Source organism: Micromonospora ureilytica (assembly GCF_015751765.1).
Lineage (GTDB): Bacteria > Actinomycetota > Actinomycetes > Mycobacteriales > Micromonosporaceae > Micromonospora > Micromonospora ureilytica.
Genome location: NZ_JADOTX010000001.1, coordinates 3,913,169 through 3,929,672 on the forward strand (window position 1 = coordinate 3,913,169; position 16,504 = coordinate 3,929,672).

Genomic DNA, 16,504 nt, shown 5'->3' on the forward strand with positions numbered 1-16,504 from the left:
CGCGTCAACGTTGCGCCGCCAACCGGTTCGCGGCGAACCAGGCAGTCGCGAAGTCGACAGCGGCTCGCGCCGGCAGGAGGCGGGCGTTGGCCCGCCCCACCCGACCGCGCCGCACCAACGGCGTCTCGTCGAGCGCCGCACCCACCTTCGGGAAGTCCCGGTCGTCCAGGTCGAGGGCCCGGAAGTCGAGGCGCACTCGCCGCCCGTCGACGAGCCGGAAGCAGTGGTAGTCGCGCTCGGGTAGCGGCACCGGCAGCCGGTACTCGGCCAGGTGCAGGCCGGTGCACGCCTCGTAGCCGAGGCCGAGCAGCAGGATCTGCCCGTCCGCCGCGTAGAGGCCGCCAACCGGTGAGCGTTCCCCCAGGTGGCAGGTGAGGTCGTGGCCGTCGGTGAGCTGCCGGGCCCGGGGGCCGAGCGCGGTGAAGGAGGTCTGCGGATGGTCACTGCGCACCGCACCGGGGATGCACCGGACGTACTCGGCGAGCGCACCCATCCGCTGGGAGGGGGTGGTCCGGCGGTCCCACCCCGGCAGCGCCGCCTCGTACCGCTCACGCCGCGCCCGGTCCATTCCCGCGGTGGCCGCCAGGTGGGCCCGGGAGGTTGTCGAGTTACCGTCGGTGTGGGTGGGCACCAGCAGCGTGCCGGCCGGGCCGAGGACGTCGCGCAGCGCGCCGGCGAGGGTCGCGGGGCCGTGCTCCAACGGGCCCACCCGACGGAGGCCGCAGTGCACGAGTAGGCACACCCCCGGGCGTACGCCCAGCGCCCGCAGGTCGTCGGCGAGGCGGGGACGGCCCAGTCTGGGCGGTGGGTGCTCATCTGGACCCGACACGGGTCCCCTCCAGCCCGTGGCGCAGCTGGGCGACGAACCGCTCACCCGCCGCGGTGAGCGACCGGCTGGCCAGCAGCGCGTCGACGCCGTCCCGGGTCCACCCCAGGAAGTGGGCCGCGTGCGCCGACGCGTCCGGCTGGTCGGTGGCGGCCCGGGACTGCCAGACCTGGGTGACGGCGAGGTGGGCGTAGACGCCCTGGAGCACCCCCTCCGGAGGCCGCGGGTCGGGGCGCCAGGGCACCCGGATCCGGATGCCCTGCCCGGGTTCGACCAGGTCGTACAGGTCGAGCACGGCACCCAGCTTCGCGTGCTGCCACTCGTGCACGAGCAGCACCGCCATCGTCTCCGGGTCGGGATGGGGGGTGACGGCGACCGCGCCGAACGCGTGCCGGGCGGTCGCGCTCCGCAGGGGTCGCGCCGGGTCGGGCGCCAACGGCACCACGGCGCGCAGACCGCCGTCGAGCGCCGCCGCGTGCGCCGGCACGTCCCGGTGCACGACCCGCCAGGCATCCGCCAGGGTACGGCCCAACGCCCGCGCCGCCGGAACCTCCAGCCGGGACTCCACCGGCTGGCCGTAGCAGTCGCGGTAGGGGTCGCCGTCCTCCAGGAGCAACCGGCCACCGGGCACCGACACGTCGCGGGTCGGAAGCCAGCCGGTCGGCGGCGGCGCCGGCGGATCGAGGAGCACCGTCTGCTCGACCGACCCGCCCCGGACCTGGAACCCGCCGGGCCGGACGGTCACCTCGGCGCTCTCCCCCAGGCCGGGCAGCACCAGGCTGCCGAGCGTGGGCAACGTGATCGCGTCGGCCCGCACCGGGACGTGCAACGCGGCCGGGACACCGGCCCGCACGGCCGCGGCGATGGCGAGGGCCGGCAGTGGGTCGACTGCCGCGCCGAGGCCGGGCAGGACGGACGAGTCGAGGCGATGCACCAGAGCGGGCCGGACGAACGGGTGCGCCAGGACGGCCCGGACCGCCTCCGGCGCCGCCTGGTCGAGGTGGACGAGCAGGTCCCAGGCGGCCGTGGCGCCGGACCGGTCCCGACAGGCCGCCAGCAGCGCCCGGGTGATGGAGAGCTGGGTGGCGGCGAGCAGCGCGAGCGTCGACGCCGACCCGTGCCCGGTCGCCAGGTCGTCGAGCACCTCGTCGACGGGCGAGGTGGCCGGCAAGGTGGCGGGGGTGGGCGGCGGGTGGGCGTCCACGGTGTCGATCAGGCGGAGCAGGTCGGCGCAGTACACCGAGGGGTTGTCGAAGCCGGAGCCGGTGCGCCAGCGGTGGGCGTACAGGCCGCCGCCGCACCTGTCGACCACCGGGCACGACCGGCAGGTCAGGCAGAGCCCGTCCACGCCGTCCTGCCGGACGGCGACCCCTGGGTGCCGTGCGACCTCGTCCACCGAGTGGTCGAACACGTCGAACCCGGTGTCGGCCGCGCCGTGGTACGCGGTCTTCAGCGAGTCGACCTGCTCCCAACTGCCGTCCGCCTCGATGACCAGCACGTCGGCCGGCGCGAGGCCGAACGCCTCGGTGCCGCCGCCACCCGGGCGCAGCGCCTCGAACATCCGGATCGACACCGGGCGCCCGTCGTCCACCCACCGCCGGTGCAGCCGCCCCAACCAGTCGGCGTACGGGGTGGGGTCGGGGCCGGGGCGCTCCGGGGGTTGGTCCCAGGTGGCGTGGGGCAGCAGCAGGTCGACCCGGGGCGGGCTCTCGGCCAGCAGCGCCTCGTACACCCGGTCGGGATCGTTGCGGACGTCGACAGTGCAGAGGATGCCGGCGTAGCTGGTGCGGTGTTCCGGCCGCCGGAGCAGGGCCAGCGCCCGCCGGACGTGGTCGTGACTGCTGCCGCCGTGGGCGAAGACCCGGTGGCGGTCGTTGGCCGCGCGGTCGCCGTCGAAGGACACGCCGACCCGCAGGTCGTACTCGACGAACAGCCGGCACAGCTCCTCGTCGAGCAGCACGCCGTTGGTCTGCATGCGCAGGTCGAGCCGCGCCCAGGGGGTGATTGCCGAGCGCAGCTCGGCCAGCGCCTCCCGCAACCCGGCGGCGCCCAGGAGCAACGGCTCGCCCCCGTGCAGCACCACGTGCACGACCGGCAACCCGTGCTCGCGGGCGTGCTCGGCGATCCGTCGCGCGGCGGCCTTGACCGTGGCCGGCGGCATCCGCGTCGGACGGCCACGCCAGGTCTGGTCGGCGTGCTGGTAGATGTAGCAGTGGTCGCAGCTGAGGTCACACCGGCTGTGCACCTTCAGCACGAACTGGCTGATCGGCCGGCAGGATCCGCCCACTCCGGGCGGACCGCACCGGCAGACCATCGTTCAGATGGACGAGTTGAAGGCGGCGACGGCCACTATGCCGGACGGCACGGAGTCGTTCGTGACCACGCGCCTGCGCACCGCCTCGATCAGATCGGCGTGCTCGACGGCGATCCGTTCCAGCGGGGTGTGCAGGCTACGCGTGAGATCGTCTAGGTCGGGACGGGATGAGCGGGCGGGGGCATGGTCCACAATGAGTCTCCGGGGGCCCGGGGCGCTGGGAGCGCGAGAGCGGCGGCTGTGGCTCGAACGGCTCTGGTCCGTGCCCAGGATAGACAACTATCGACCCAGTGTCACCGTCGGTACCATCGCCGGCACGGCGGGTGCAGACCGCGGTGAACGAAGGAGGAGCTGACATGTGCCGGAGCATCAAGACGCTGCGTGAACCGTTCACCCCGCAGGTGACCGACGCGGACGTCGAGGCGGCGGCGTTGCAGTACGTCCGGAAGATCTCTGGCTTCCGGGCGCCCGCCGCGCACAACGCCGCCGCGTTCGACGCCGCGGTGGCCGCCGTGGCCGAGGCGACGCGCACCCTGCTCGACCAACTGGTGGTGCGGGGTGCCGGATCGGGCACCACCGACCGGTCGGCCACCGCCTCCAACTGATCGCCGTCCACCGGCACGGCACCCGGCCGGGCCTGACCCCGACGAGGGTCAGGCCGCGGCGAGCGCCGGTGCGACAGTGTCCGGCGCCCAGCGCGAGCGGTGGCACTGCGACCAGCCCCGACAACCCGGGTCGCCAAGTGAGCAGAGCCGCAACCTGCTGAGCACCTCACCGTCCTCGGTGTCCCGCACGTCGAAGTGCACCGGACGGACCGTGCCGTCCGGGGCGACGAGCAGGTGCCGGCCCGCGTCGAGCGTGTCGTCGCGCAACAGGCAGTTGCGGCCCAGCAATCGGGCCAGTGCGGCGATGCTCGCGTGCTCGGAGAGCTGCTCGGGCACCCCGTAGCAGTCCACCACCGTCGCGAACTCGCCCGGCGCCAGCCAGACGTCACACACCACCGCGTACGCCGGCAGCCGCGCCGGGTCGGCCACCGCCAACGGCATCACCACCCGACCAAGCGCCTCGGCCAACGCCGGGTAGACCTCCACGGGTTGAGCCCCGTCGATTCTCCAGTTCCACAGCTCGGTCATTCCGCCTCCTCGCTGCGTTCGTCCCCACCGGCCTCCGGATCGGGCCTTACACACGATGGTGGGGGGCATTTGACCCCAGCCGGGGGCAAGTTACCGGTCTGTGACCATTCCGGGCAAAATTTCCCTGAGCGGCATTGCTCGGAGTAGCGGGAAGGTGACAGTTTATCGGGTATGGTGCGCCATCCGCACCACCGCCGGCGCGTGTCCTCCCGCGGGTCACAGGCCCCCGGTCAGCGCAGGACGATCCGGTGCTCCCCACGGGGCAACAGCTCGCCCACCACCGGGGCGCCGGGCACCTCGCCCGCGACAAGCAGGCCACCGGAGGTCTGCGCGTCGGCCAGGAGCAGCCGCTCGCCCTCGTCCGCCGCGCCGAAGTCGGTCCACGGGGTCACCCAGTCCAGGTTGCGCCGGCTGCCGCCGCTGACGAACCCGTCGCGCAACGCCTCGCGCGCGCCGGCCAGATAGGGCACCCGGGCGGTGTCGATGGCCACCGTGAGCTGGCTGGCCCGGGCCAGCTTCGAGGCGTGCCCGAGCAACCCGAACCCGGTCACGTCGGTGCCGCACCGGATGCCGGCGGCGACCGCCGCACGGGCCGCGTCCCGATTGAGCGCGCTCATCGAGGCCACCGCCTCCGGGAAGCTCTCACCTGTCGCCTTGTGCCGGGTGTTCAGCACACCCACCCCGAGCGGCTTGGTCAGCGACAACGGCACCCCGGCCCGCCCGGCGTCGAGGGTGATCAACTCCTCCGGTCGGACCGTGCCGGTGACCGCGAGACCGTACTTCGGGCCGTCGTCGTCCACGCTGTGCCCGCCGGCCAGGTGACAACCGGCCTCCCGCGCCACGTCCTGGCCGCCGCGCAGCACCTCACGGGCCAACTCCAACGGCAGCACGTCGCGCGGCCAGCAGAGCAGGTTGAGCGCCACCAGCGGGGTGCCGCCCATCGCGTACACGTCGGAGAGGGCGTTGGCCGCCGCGATCCGACCCCAGTCGTACGCGTCGTCGACCACCGGGGTGAAGAAGTCGGCGGTGCTGACCAGGCCGGTCCGCTCATCGAGACGCACCACCGCCGCGTCGTCGCCATGATCCAACCCGACCAGCAGCTCGGCGGTACCGGTCGCCGGGCCGAGACCGGCCACCATGATCTCCAGCTCACCTGGCGGGATCTTGCAGGCGCAGCCGCCGCCGCGCGCGTACTTGGTCAACCGTACGGGTTCGGTCATCCCCCCATGATCTCGACAAGGCGCCACGATCGCCACCATGACCACCCAGTCGCTGACCGAAATCGGACGCCCGACAACGATCGTGACCGGTGTTACCGCTCCGTGACCCGCTGGGTTGCGTTCTGCCACATCAGGCCGCCTACAGTGGCCGCACCGGGGGTCAACCGACCCCGATCCGGGAGACGACAGGGGACGGTGGACGACGTGACGACGGGCGAACCGCTCATCGTGCTGGACGCGGTCAACAAGTGGTTCGGGCCGCTGCACGTGCTGGACGACGTCTCACTGTCGGTGGGTCGGGGCGAGGTGGTCGTGGTGATCGGCCCGTCCGGCTCCGGCAAGTCGACGCTGTGCCGCACGATCAACCGACTGGAACCGATCAACTCGGGCACCATCACCTTCGACGGTCAGCCGCTGCCGGCCGAGGGCAAGCCCCTCGCGAAGCTGCGCAGCGAGGTGGGCATGGTCTTCCAGTCCTTCAACCTCTTCGCGCACAAGACCATCCTGGAGAACGTCACCCTCGGCCCGATCAAGGTCCGCAAGGAGAAGCCGACCGCCGCCCGCGAGCGCGGCCTGGCCCTGCTCGAGCGGGTCGGCATCGCCAACCAGGCGGACAAGTTCCCGGCCCAGCTCTCCGGCGGTCAGCAGCAGCGGGCGGCCATCGCCCGGGCACTGGCGATGCAGCCCAAGGCGATGCTCTTCGACGAGCCGACCAGCGCCCTGGACCCGGAGATGGTCGGCGAGGTGCTGGACGTGATGACCTCGCTGGCCAGTGACGGCATGACGATGGTCGTGGTGACCCACGAGATGGGCTTCGCCCGGCACGCGGCGAACCGGGTCATCTTCATGGCCGACGGCAAGCTCGTCGAGGACGCGTCCCCGGCGGAGTTCTTCGAGAACCCGCGCAGCGACCGGGCCAAGGACTTCCTCTCCAAGATCCTCACGCACTAGGCGTCCGTAGTGGAGCGTGCCGCACCTCGGTGGGCTCCGTTGAAGAAGGAGAAGAGTATGCGTATGAAGCGCATTGCGGCAGTCGCCGCGGTCGCGGCTCTGGCCGTCACCATGACCGCCTGCGGCGGGGACGAAGGCGGCAGCACCGGCAGCTCGGGCGCCAAGGGCATCGTCGGCAAGGCAGAGAGCCAGAAGAAGCTCGTGATCGGCGTCAAGGCCGACCAGCCTGGCCTGGGTCTGCAGACCGGAAGCCAGTACGAGGGCTTCGACATCGAGATTGGCAAGATCATCGCCAAGGGTCTCGGCGTCGACGCGAACAACATCGAGTGGAAGACGACGGTCTCCAACAACCGGGAGCCCTTCATCCAGCAGGGCACCGTCGACCTGGTGGTGGCGACGTACACCATCAACGACGAGCGCAAGCAGAAGGTCAACTTCGCCGGCCCGTACTTCATCGCCGGCCAGGACCTGCTCGTCAAGGCCGACTCGACGATCACCGGGCCCGAGGGCCTGGAGGGCAAGAAGGTCTGCTCGGCCTCGGGATCCACGCCCGCCAAGCGGATCCAGTCGGACTACCCGAAGGCCAAGCTGCAGCAGTTCGACGCGTACTCGAAGTGCCTGCCGCTGCTGGCGAACGGCCAGGTCGACGCCGTCACCACGGATGACATCATCCTCGCCGGCTACGCCGCCCAGTCCCAGTTCGCCGGCAAGTTCAAGGTCGTCGGCAAGACCTTCTCCACCGAGCCCTACGGCATCGGCCTGAAGAAGGATGACAAGGACGGCTGCGAGAAGGTCAACGAGATCCTCAAGGCCGCCGCCGCCGACGGCACCTACAAGGCCGCGTGGGACACCAGTCTGGGCAAGAGCGGCAAGGCCGCGCCCGAGCTGGACACCACCAAGCTGACCAACTGCAGCAGCGTCTGACCGGTCCCGGGGGCCGACATCCGGACACGGGTGTCGGCCCCCGGCCCGTGACGACGCCGACGACCTGCCCCCGGGAGCGGACGCATGCACGTATTCGCCGATCCGACTAACTTCGACGCCTACCTGTCGGGCTTTATCTGGATCCTCAAGCTGACCGGCGCGTCGGCGGTGTTCGCGCTGACACTCGGCGTGCTGCTCGCCGCCATGCGGGTCTCGCCGGTTCCCGTGCTGCGCGGTTTCGGAACAGTCTGGGTCAACATCTTCCGTAACACGCCGCTCACCCTGGTCGTCTTCTTCTGCTTCTTCGGGCTGTACTCCACGCTCGGCCTGACCCTCTCCGACGACCTGGACCTGAACAACTTCTGGCTCGGGGTGATCGGCCTGTCGGTGTACACGGCTTCCTTCGTCTGCGAGGCGCTGCGATCCGGGGTCAACACCGTGCCTGCCGGGCAGGCCGAGGCGGCCCGGGCGATCGGCCTCTCCTTCGCCCAGACCCTACGGATCGTGGTGCTGCCCCAGGCCACGCGCTCCGTGATCGCGCCGCTGGGCAGCATCCTGATCGCGCTCTGCAAGAACGCCACGATCGTCGGCACGATCGGTTTGATGGAGTCCTCGAACGTGATGAAGCAGCTGATCAATGACAACGGCGACGCGGTCATCATGATCTTCCTGGTCTTCGCCGGCACGTTCGCCGCGTTCCTGATCCCCACCGGCTACGCCTTCGGCTGGCTGGCCAACCGACTGGCGGTGAAGCGCTGATGAGCACCGACTCCGTCCTTTACGACCACCCGGGGCCTCGGGCACGGATCCGTAACGCGGTACTGAGCGTCGTCTTCGGTGTCGCCCTGGCCGGGCTGCTCTGGTGGATCTACTCGAAGTTCGACGAGGCGGGCCAGTGGGAGGGGCAGCTCTGGAAGCCCTTCACCGAGGCCACCACCTGGACTCAGTTCATCGGGCCCGGTCTGCTCGCCACACTCTGGGCGGCTGCGGTCGGCATGGTGCTCTCGTTGGCGTTCGGCATCATCTTCGCGGTCGGCCGGCTCTCCGAGCGTCGCTGGATCAGCATCCCGTCCGGCGCCGTGGTCGAGTTCTTCCGCGCCGTTCCGCTGCTCCTCATGATCTTCTTCATCTTCTACGGCGTGCCGTTCGTGATCAAGGGGCCGGTGACCGCCTTCTGGGCCGTCGTGATCGGGCTGACCCTCTACAACGGCTCGGTCCTCGCGGAGGCGTTCCGGGCGGGAATCCGCTCACTGCCCGGCGGTCAGTCCGAGGCCGCATACGCCATCGGCATGCGCAAGAGCCAGGTCATGCAGCTGATCCTCGTCCCGCAGGCCGCCCGGGCCATGCTGCCGGTCATCGTCAGCCAGTTGGTGGTGCTGCTCAAGGACACCGCGCTCGGCTACATCGTCGCCTTCCCGGAACTGCTCCAGCGCGGGGTCAACGACCTCGCCGCGAACAAGGGCAACATCGTCGCCGCGGCGATCGTGGTGGCCGCGATCTACATCGTGATCAACTCACTGCTCACCGCGCTGGCCAACTGGCTGGACCGGCGCAGCCGTCAGCGTGGCTTCCGCGCGCAGCGGCGGATCGCCACCGGTGCCACTCCGGTCGGCGGCAACACCGTCAGTGAACCGCAGGGCTGACCTGCGACCTGGGCGGCCCGGCGTCCCGCCGGGCCGCGCCGCCGAGCAGCACGCGCATGATTGACTCGATTTTTCAGACATCGGGGTGTCCCCAAGAAGGGGACACCCCGATGTTGCTGAGCTCCTGGTGATCGGGCTGTTCAGCGGGCGATCTCGGTGACCCGGGACTCGCGGACCACTGTGACCCGGATCTGACCCGGGTAGGTCAGCTCCTCCTCGATCTGCTTGGCCACGTCGCGGGCCAGCACGGCCGCCCCGATGTCGTCCACGTCGTCCGGCTTGACCATCACCCGGATCTCCCGGCCGGCCTGCATCGCGAAGACCTTGTCCACGCCGATCTTGCCGGCCGCGATCTCCTCGATCCGCTCCAGCCGCTTGACGTACGCCTCAAGGCTCTCCCGACGCGCGCCCGGCCGACCGCCGGAGCAGGCGTCGGAGGCCTGGGTGAGGACGGCCTCGATGGTCTGCGGCGGCACCTCGTTGTGGTGCGCCTCGATGGCGTGCACCACGTCCTCGTGCTCGCCGTACTTGCGGGCCAGGTCCGCGCCGATGATGGCGTGGCTGCCCTCCACCTCGTGGGTGAGCGCCTTGCCGATGTCGTGCAGGAACGCCGACCGTTTGATGATGGGCACGTCCAACCGCAGCTCGGCAGCCATGATGCCGGCGATGTGGGCGGTCTCGACCAGGTGCTTGAGCACGTTCTGCCCGTACGAGGTGCGGTAGCGCAGCCGGCCGAGCAGGGTCACCAGCTCCGGGTGGATCTCGGTGATGCCGACCTCGACCAGGGCGTCCTCGGCGGCGCGGAGGCAGAGCTGCTCCACCTCCTGCCGGGCCAGGTCGTAGACCTCCTCGATCCGGTGCGGGTGGATGCGCCCGTCCAGGACCAGCTTTTCCAGGGTCACCCGGCCCACCTCGCGACGGACCGGGTCGAAGCAGGAGAGCAGCACCGCCTCGGGGGTGTCGTCGATGATCAGGTTGACGCCGGTCACCGACTCGAAGGCGCGGATGTTGCGCCCCTCCCGGCCGATGATCCGCCCCTTCATCTCGTCACCGGGCAGGTGCAGGACGCTGACCACGCTCTCCGCGGTCTGCTCGCTGGCGACCCGCTGGATCGCGTCCACCACGATGTGTCGGGCACGCTGCTCGGCCGTGTTGCGCGCGTCGGACTCGATGTCCCGCACGAGCAGCGCGGCTTCCCGCTTGGCCTGCGTCTCGATGGCGTCGACCAGCTCCAGGCGGGCGGAGTCGGCGGTGAGTCCGGCGACCCGCTCCAGCTCCCGGCGGCGCAGTTCCTCCGACTCGGTCAGCTCGGCCTCCCGCTGGGCGAGCGCGGCCTCCCGGGTGGCGAGGGCGGCTTTCGCGGCGGTGAGCTGCCGCTCCCGCTCGGCGAACCGCTCCACCTCCTCGGTGTGCATCCGCTCCCGCTCGTCCATCCGAGCTGCCCGACGTTCCACCTCGGCGGCCTGCTCCCGGGTGGTGGCGGCGAGCACCGCGACCTCCCGCTCGCCGCTGCGCCGGGCTGCCGTCCGCAACTGCTCGGCGTCCGCCTCGGCCTGTTTGTGGGCGCGTTCCAGGACGGTGTCCGCCTCGGCCCGGGCGTCGTCGAGGACCCGACGCGCCTCGGCGCGGGCCGCCTTCGCCTCGGCCTTCGCCGCCGCCGCCTCGGTACGGGCCGCGGCGGCCGCGGACTTCGCCACGTCGATAGTGCTGTTCGCCTCGTCGGCCGCGGTCCGTAAAGCAGCGAGGGACTGCTCCTGGCGGTCCTTCTCGGCGATGAAGGCGGGATCCTCCGGAGCCGGCGCGGCGCCCATCCGGCGCATGGTCCGGATGCCAACCAGCACGGCCCCGATCACCACCACCGCGAGGACGAGGACGGCCGCGAGGAGCACGACGTCGAACGCGTTCATGCCGGGACCCCGTCGGGTCTACCGATGAACCTGTGCCGCCGCCCCGCCATGGCCGCCTCCCCTAACGTCGAGACCGCAGCGACCGTGCCGGGGGCACACTCCTGCGGCTGTGGACGCCCGACCGGAGCGGCTGGCCGTGGGTAGCTTTCTCCGCCGGCGGTGCCCGTGGGCAGCGTCGGCGACCGGGTGCAGTTGTCGCAGCGTTCCGGACCGGCCTGTCCGGAACTGCCGCCAAAGGCCGCGGAGTCGGCCAAAGTGATGCTGTTCTGTTACGCGATCTATGTTGTGCGCTTAGCCTGCGCTGGTCGGGCAATGTGAGCCTGTATGGCGAGGCTAGGTCGCCGGGGGTGCTCTGGTCAAGGACTCATGATCAAACCCCCCGAACGGAGCGAAGTTGAACCGTCACCGCGCGCTGATGTCGCGCCGGACAGGAGGGGACAAACTCCGCGAGGTGTGCTGCCCACTGGACGTGTCGGGCCTGCTCAGCCCCACCCAGTGGGGTGTCGGACGAGGACGACGACCGAGCGAGGTGTGACAGATCCGTCTCACCCAAGTCAGCTGGCGCCGACCGCCACCGCCGCCGCCACCAGCGCCGCGTTGTCCGCAGCGGGTGAGCCGTCCGGCAGGCACAGGGTGTCCTCGAGCCCGATTCGGGCGTCCAGACCCCGGCTCACCGCCTCGGCGAGAACCGGCCAGGTCGCCGGACCCTCGGCATGCAGCAGCACCGACGGCGCGTCCGCCGGCAGAGCGGCGAGAACCCGGGAGGCGTCGGCCAACGCGACCGCCACGTCCTCAGCCATGCACTCCACCAGAACCCGCCCGGCCGGCACCCGCCACCTCCGGTACGCCGCGACCGCGTCGAGCGTCCACAGCCCTGCCTCGACGAGCACACCGCGCTCGTGCAGGGCGGCCGCGACCGCCTCGGCACCGGGCTCGTGGGCGTTGACCGAAGCGAAGTCGGGCAGCACCGGCCAGGCCCGGACGGCGGCCACCCGGGCAGCCGGATCCGGCGAGATCCAGGCTCCGGTGCTCACCCCGACCGGCAGCCCCGGCCGGGCGGCACGGATCGCGGTCAGCGCGTCGGCGATCACCGCCGGGCGCAGCGACTCGGCGCCGGTCTCGTCCCGGGGATGGACGTGCACGGCCGCGACGCCGAGCGCCGCGCAGCGGGCCGCATCGGCTGCCAACTCCGCAGCTGTGAGCGGCACGGCCGGATGGGCCCGCCGGTCACGCCCGCCGTTCAGACATGCCTTCAACACCAGGCCCGCACCCCCATCGGGAGTCGCAGCGGACCGCCCACCGAGCCGCTCAGTCGACCAGACGGTTGTCGCGCTCCAACTCACCCTCGGCATCGGCGAGCGCGTCGGCGTCGATCTGCTCGGCGAACTCGGCCGCCTCGGCGCTCTGCGCGGCCAGCGCGTCCTTCACCGCCCGGATGGCCACGCCAGGCGGGTAACCCTTGCGGGCCAGCATGCCGACCAGCCGGCGGAAGACCGCATCCGGCTCACCTCGGGCGGTGCGCAGCTTGCGTTCCACGAGGCCACGGGCGGTGTCCGCCTCGGTCTCCTCGTCCAGCTCGCCCAGCGCCTCGGTGGCCACCTCGCCGTCCACACCCTTGCGGCGCAGCTCGTTGGCGAGCGCCCGGCGAGCGAGGCCGCGCCCGGCGTGCCGGCTGAACACCCAGGCCCGGGCGAACGCGGCGTCATCGATGATGCCGACCTCGTCGTACCGGTCGAGGACCTCGGCCGAGACCTCCTCGGAGATGCCCCGCTTGGCCAACGCCCCGGCCAACTCGGCCCGGGTGCGGGGTCGGACGGCGAGCTGGCGCAGACAGATCTCGCGGGCCACCTCCGACTCGTCGCGAGGAGGGGACGCCGGCTTGTCCGCCTGTGGCTCGGCCTGGCGGCCTCGTCGAGGGCGGGGCGGATCGGTGGCATCGCCCGTACGAGGCGGACTGGCATCCCAGCCCCGCCCCGTACGAGCGCGTCGTCCTGCCATGGGTCAGCGACCGGTCAGAAGTCGACGGGCGGCAGCTCCGGGCCACCGGCGGCGTCACCCGCGCCGACCCCGACGCCGAGCTTCTCCAGGATCTTCTTCTCGATCTCGGCGGCCACGTCCGGGTTTTCCTTCAGGAACTCCCGGGCCTTCTCCTTGCCCTGGCCGAGCTGGTCACCGTCGTACGTGTACCACGCTCCGGACTTGCGGATGATCGCCTGCTCCACGCCGACGTCGATCAGCGAGCCCTCACGCGAGATGCCCTTGCCGTACATGATGTCGAACTCGGCCTGCTTGAACGGCGCGGCGACCTTGTTCTTCACAACCTTGACCCGGGTGCGGTTACCGACCACGTCGGTGCCGTCCTTGAGGCTCTCGATGCGTCGCACGTCGAGCCGGACCGAGGCGTAGAACTTCAGCGCCCGACCACCGGTGGTGGTCTCCGGGCTGCCGAACATGACGCCGATCTTTTCCCGCAGCTGGTTGATGAAGATCGCCGTGGTGCCGGTGTTGCTGAGCACACCGGTGATCTTCCGGAGCGCCTGGCTCATCAGCCGGGCCTGGAGGCCCACGTGGCTGTCGCCCATCTCGCCCTCGATCTCGGCGCGCGGCACCAGGGCCGCCACCGAGTCGATCACGATGATGTCGATCGCGCCGGAGCGGATCAGCATGTCCGCGATCTCCAGCGCCTGCTCGCCGGTGTCCGGCTGCGAGACCAGCATCGCGTCGGTGTCGACGCCGAGGGCCTTCGCGTACTCCGGGTCGAGCGCGTGCTCGGCGTCGATGAAGGCGGCGATGCCGCCGAGCCGCTGGGCACTGGCCACCGAGTGCAGTGCCACCGTGGTCTTACCGCTGGACTCGGGGCCGTAGATCTCGACCACCCGGCCACGGGGCAGGCCGCCAATGCCGAGGGCAACGTCGAGCGCGATGGAGCCGGTCGGAATGATTGCGGTCTGGACGACCGGCCGGTCACCCAGCCGCATCACCGAGCCCTTGCCGAATTGCTTGTCAATCTGAGCGAGAGCAAGGTCGAGTGCCTTCTCCCGGTCAGGCCCTGCTGCCATGTTTGCCACCCCTGCCTTCGCCGGCGTCTTTGCTGAGCTTCGCGTCACGCGGACACGCTAGGCGCTAGGTCCGACAGAAAACCAGCCGACGGGCCGCGAGCTGTGGACGAGCACCCCGCTGTGGACAGTAGCCGAACAGGTGTACGACTCGGCAAGCGACACGCGGAACCGACGAAAAGGCTGCTCAGCGTAGTCGAGCGGGCACGCGGTCGGGGTACGCGGCACAGACCGCCCGCCACACCACGTGCGTCTGCTCCCCCGATGCGAGGGCCTGCTCGATGGTCCGTCCGCCGAGCTGGGACAGCACCTGATCGCGGGCGATGCTGGCCGCGTAGCCGGGCCCGAACGCCTCGTCCAACCGCGTCCAGAAGTCGGTCAGCCGCACAGTGATCAGCCCTCCTCGTCCGGTGCCCCGGTCGGCACCGGGCGCAACGCTAGCGCCACCAGGGGCGCCGCCGCGACCGCCGCGAGCAGGGTGAGCACGGGATAACCGGCGAACTGCATGACAAACCCGCTGACCACGGCAGCCCCGGCCCCGGCCAGCCCCATGATCAGGTCGGACAGCCCCTGGACGCTCGGCCGCACCTCGGCCGCCACCGACTCGGACAACAGGGTCGAGCCGGCCACCATCGTCGCCGACCAGCCCAGGCCGAGCAGGACCAGACCGACCGAGAGCCGGGGCGTGTGGTGCCCGGCGGTGCCGGCGACCGCGCAGGCGGCCAGCAGCAGCCCGACCCCGCCGAGGATCACCGCCCGTCGACCGAGCCGGTCGGTGAGCCAACCCACCACCGGGGAGAACGCGTACATGCCGGCGATGTGCAGGCTCAGCACGATGCCGACCAGCCGCAACACGTCGGCGTCGGCGTGCGACTCACCGAGCCGGACCGGCGTCATCGCCATCACCGCCACCATCACCAGGTGACCCACCGCCACGGCGGCGATGCCGAGTCGGGCGGCTGGCTGTCCGCGTACCACCGACCAGGCCGCACGCATCCCGGCGCCGCGCGGCGCGCGCACCCCGACCGGCGCCGTGGCCGACGTCGCACCGCCACCTGCCGCCGGCGCCTCGGCCGCCACGGCGGTCGCCGTCGCGTCGGCGGCCGGCGGCAGATCGGCAGCTGTCGCCTCGGCCGCCGCGAGCCGCCGCGCGGTGAGCAGCGGGTCGGGCCGGAGCAACCCGAGGAGTACGACGGCAGCCAACACGAACGCGGCCGCGCTGAACGCGAACGGGCCGGCCAGCGGGGGCAGCCCCCAGCCGGTGGTGACCCGGTCGGCCAGCGCGGCGAAGTTCGGCGCGGCCACCGCGCCGATGGTGGTCGCCCAGACGATCAGGGAGAGCTGGCGCCCCCTGCGGGCCGGCTCGGCGAGATCCACAGCCGTGTAGCGGGCCTGCAGGTTCGCGGCGGTGCCCCCGCCGAAGAGCAGCATGCCGAGGAAGAGCAGCGGCACCCAGCGCGTCGCCGCGGCCAGCACCACGAGCACGCCGCCGACGGCGCCGACCGCGTACGCCAGCACCAGGCCCGGCCGGCGACCGTGCCGCGCCATGATCCGGGTGACCGGGACGGCCAGCAGCGCGGCACCGACCACCCCGGCGCTCTGCGCGACACCGGCCACCGCGGTCCCGGCGATCCGGGCCGCGAGCAGCGCGCCCACGGCGATGCCGATGGTCACGCCGATCCCGCCGATGATCTGGGTGGTGAAGAGCAGCCGCAGGGTACGCCGCTGGATCGACGCGACATCGGGGGCGACTGCGGTACGCGGCGCGGTCAGGTCGGTCGCCATCGGCGCTCCTCACATCGGGGGTGCCTCATCCTCGCGCACCCACGCCGACCAGCGGCAGTGGGTTTTGCCGACAGCCGAACCGACGACCGGATCGCCCTCACCCCGCGATCATGGTGTTCCCGGTGGGTTGGGCGCGGCCAGCAGAGCCGCCAGTCGGCGGATCCGGGTCAGGGTGAGCGCGGCGACGGTCCCGCTGACCGCGGCCACCAGGCCGAAGATCACCGCGAAGCCCTCGTTGTCGGCGGCGAGCAGAGCGAGCAGGACCAGCCCGAGGCACACCCCCAGGACGAGCAGCAGCGCCGCCCAGGTGGCCCGCCACTGCCCGGCGAGGTAGTTGGGCAGTTCGGCCCGTACCGCGGCGTCCTCGGGCACGGTGCCGGTACGCAGCGCCTGACGCAGCGCGATCCCCGCAGGATCCTGGCGGGCCTCGCCCACAACCCGCTGCACCAGAGAGATCGAGGGCCCGATCCAGACGGTGTTCAGCGCGGCGCCCAGCACCGCTTCGACAAGTGAGTCCTGTCGGTCGAAGAGCCAGCGCACCGGCAGCCCGAGGAACACCGTCATCGGCACCCAGTAGACGGCCATGAGCTGCAATCCGGTCGCCCGCTCGACGAACCGCCCCCATCTCTCGCGGCGCCCAGCGGCCACAGCGGGCGCACCCGCACGACGCTCCTCGTTGTCAACGTCCATCGGCACCCGATACCCACCCGGGCGATCCGCCACGCACTGTCAATCTTGGACAGTT

At 71.5% G+C, this 16,504-nt stretch carries 17 protein-coding genes; 5 read left to right on the top strand and 12 right to left on the bottom strand.

Annotation, left to right across the window (positions count from 1 at the left end; genetic code table 11):
- Positions 1-4: 4 nt before the first annotated feature.
- The 3 genes from IW248_RS17590 to IW248_RS17600 all read right to left on the bottom strand — a co-directional run bounded on the left by IW248_RS17590 (position 5) and on the right by IW248_RS17600 (position 3,332).
- Positions 5-829, bottom strand: coding sequence for an AAC(3) family N-acetyltransferase (locus IW248_RS17590; protein ID WP_307788025.1), 825 nt, complete (start codon positions 827-829; stop codon positions 5-7).
- Positions 813-3,080 carry an FxsB family cyclophane-forming radical SAM/SPASM peptide maturase gene (locus IW248_RS17595; protein ID WP_307788027.1) on the bottom strand — a complete coding sequence of 756 codons (2,268 nt, stop codon included), beginning with the start codon at positions 3,078-3,080 and terminating at the stop codon, positions 813-815. The genes IW248_RS17590 and IW248_RS17595 overlap by 17 nt, the downstream gene beginning before the upstream one ends.
- A 63-nt stretch (positions 3,081-3,143) precedes the next feature.
- A complete protein-coding gene (locus tag IW248_RS17600; protein ID WP_124817660.1) occupies positions 3,144-3,332 on the bottom strand; it encodes a hypothetical protein in 189 nt (62 codons plus the stop codon).
- A 164-nt stretch (positions 3,333-3,496) separates the two neighbouring features.
- Here IW248_RS17600 and IW248_RS17605 point away from each other — a divergent pair, with 164 nt between their 5' ends.
- Positions 3,497-3,745 (top strand): DUF2277 family protein, encoded by a 249-nt coding sequence (locus IW248_RS17605; protein ID WP_124817658.1) that lies wholly within the window; start codon positions 3,497-3,499, stop codon positions 3,743-3,745.
- Between the two features lie 48 nt (positions 3,746-3,793).
- On the opposite strand, the gene IW248_RS17610 is transcribed toward IW248_RS17605, so the two are convergent.
- Complete coding sequence (locus IW248_RS17610) at positions 3,794-4,273, bottom strand: hypothetical protein (RefSeq protein WP_124817656.1); 480 nt, start codon at positions 4,271-4,273, stop codon at positions 3,794-3,796.
- Between the two features lie 230 nt (positions 4,274-4,503).
- Positions 4,504-5,493, bottom strand: coding sequence for a selenide, water dikinase SelD (gene selD / locus IW248_RS17615; RefSeq protein ID WP_196927871.1), 990 nt, complete (start codon positions 5,491-5,493; stop codon positions 4,504-4,506).
- Between the two features lie 195 nt (positions 5,494-5,688).
- Between selD and IW248_RS17620 the strand changes: the two genes are divergently transcribed.
- The 4 genes from IW248_RS17620 (at position 5,689) to IW248_RS17635 (ending at position 9,011) form a co-directional block, all read left to right on the top strand.
- Positions 5,689-6,444, top strand: coding sequence for an amino acid ABC transporter ATP-binding protein (locus tag IW248_RS17620; protein WP_196927872.1), 756 nt, complete (start codon positions 5,689-5,691; stop codon positions 6,442-6,444).
- A gap of 57 nt (positions 6,445-6,501) precedes the next feature.
- The gene (locus IW248_RS17625; protein ID WP_196927873.1) at positions 6,502-7,368 is read left to right on the top strand and encodes a glutamate ABC transporter substrate-binding protein; all 867 of its coding nucleotides are present in this window, start codon (positions 6,502-6,504) and stop codon (positions 7,366-7,368) included.
- Positions 7,369-7,452: 84 nt separating this feature from the next.
- Positions 7,453-8,127 carry an amino acid ABC transporter permease gene (locus IW248_RS17630; RefSeq protein WP_196927874.1) on the top strand — a complete coding sequence of 225 codons (675 nt, stop codon included), beginning with the start codon at positions 7,453-7,455 and terminating at the stop codon, positions 8,125-8,127.
- Complete coding sequence (locus tag IW248_RS17635; protein WP_196927875.1) at positions 8,127-9,011, top strand: amino acid ABC transporter permease; 885 nt, start codon at positions 8,127-8,129, stop codon at positions 9,009-9,011. The genes IW248_RS17630 and IW248_RS17635 overlap by 1 nt, the downstream gene beginning before the upstream one ends.
- 140 nt (positions 9,012-9,151) lie before the next feature.
- Here IW248_RS17635 and rny read toward each other — a convergent pair whose 3' ends face one another.
- The 7 genes from rny to IW248_RS17670 all read right to left on the bottom strand — a co-directional run bounded on the left by rny (position 9,152) and on the right by IW248_RS17670 (position 16,449).
- Entirely contained in the window at positions 9,152-10,918 is a 1,767-nt protein-coding gene (rny, locus tag IW248_RS17640; protein ID WP_196927876.1) for a ribonuclease Y, read from the bottom strand.
- A 554-nt stretch (positions 10,919-11,472) separates the two neighbouring features.
- On the bottom strand, positions 11,473-12,177 hold the full coding sequence (locus tag IW248_RS17645) for a 3-keto-5-aminohexanoate cleavage protein (RefSeq protein WP_196927877.1): 705 nt from the start codon (positions 12,175-12,177) through the stop codon (positions 11,473-11,475).
- 49 nt (positions 12,178-12,226) lie between these two features.
- Complete coding sequence (locus IW248_RS17650; protein WP_196927878.1) at positions 12,227-12,916, bottom strand: regulatory protein RecX; 690 nt, start codon at positions 12,914-12,916, stop codon at positions 12,227-12,229.
- Positions 12,917-12,930: 14 nt separating this feature from the next.
- Complete coding sequence (recA, locus tag IW248_RS17655; protein ID WP_053656326.1) at positions 12,931-13,977, bottom strand: recombinase RecA; 1,047 nt, start codon at positions 13,975-13,977, stop codon at positions 12,931-12,933.
- Positions 13,978-14,161: 184 nt separating this feature from the next.
- Positions 14,162-14,362: a DUF3046 domain-containing protein gene (locus IW248_RS17660; RefSeq protein ID WP_030489422.1), complete on the bottom strand. Its 201-nt coding sequence runs from the start codon at positions 14,360-14,362 to the stop codon at positions 14,162-14,164.
- A gap of 5 nt (positions 14,363-14,367) precedes the next feature.
- Positions 14,368-15,759: an MFS transporter gene (locus IW248_RS17665; protein WP_196927879.1), complete on the bottom strand. Its 1,392-nt coding sequence runs from the start codon at positions 15,757-15,759 to the stop codon at positions 14,368-14,370.
- Positions 15,760-15,867: 108 nt separating this feature from the next.
- Entirely contained in the window at positions 15,868-16,449 is a 582-nt protein-coding gene (locus tag IW248_RS17670; protein WP_196927880.1) for a hypothetical protein, read from the bottom strand.
- Positions 16,450-16,504 lie beyond the last annotated feature (55 nt).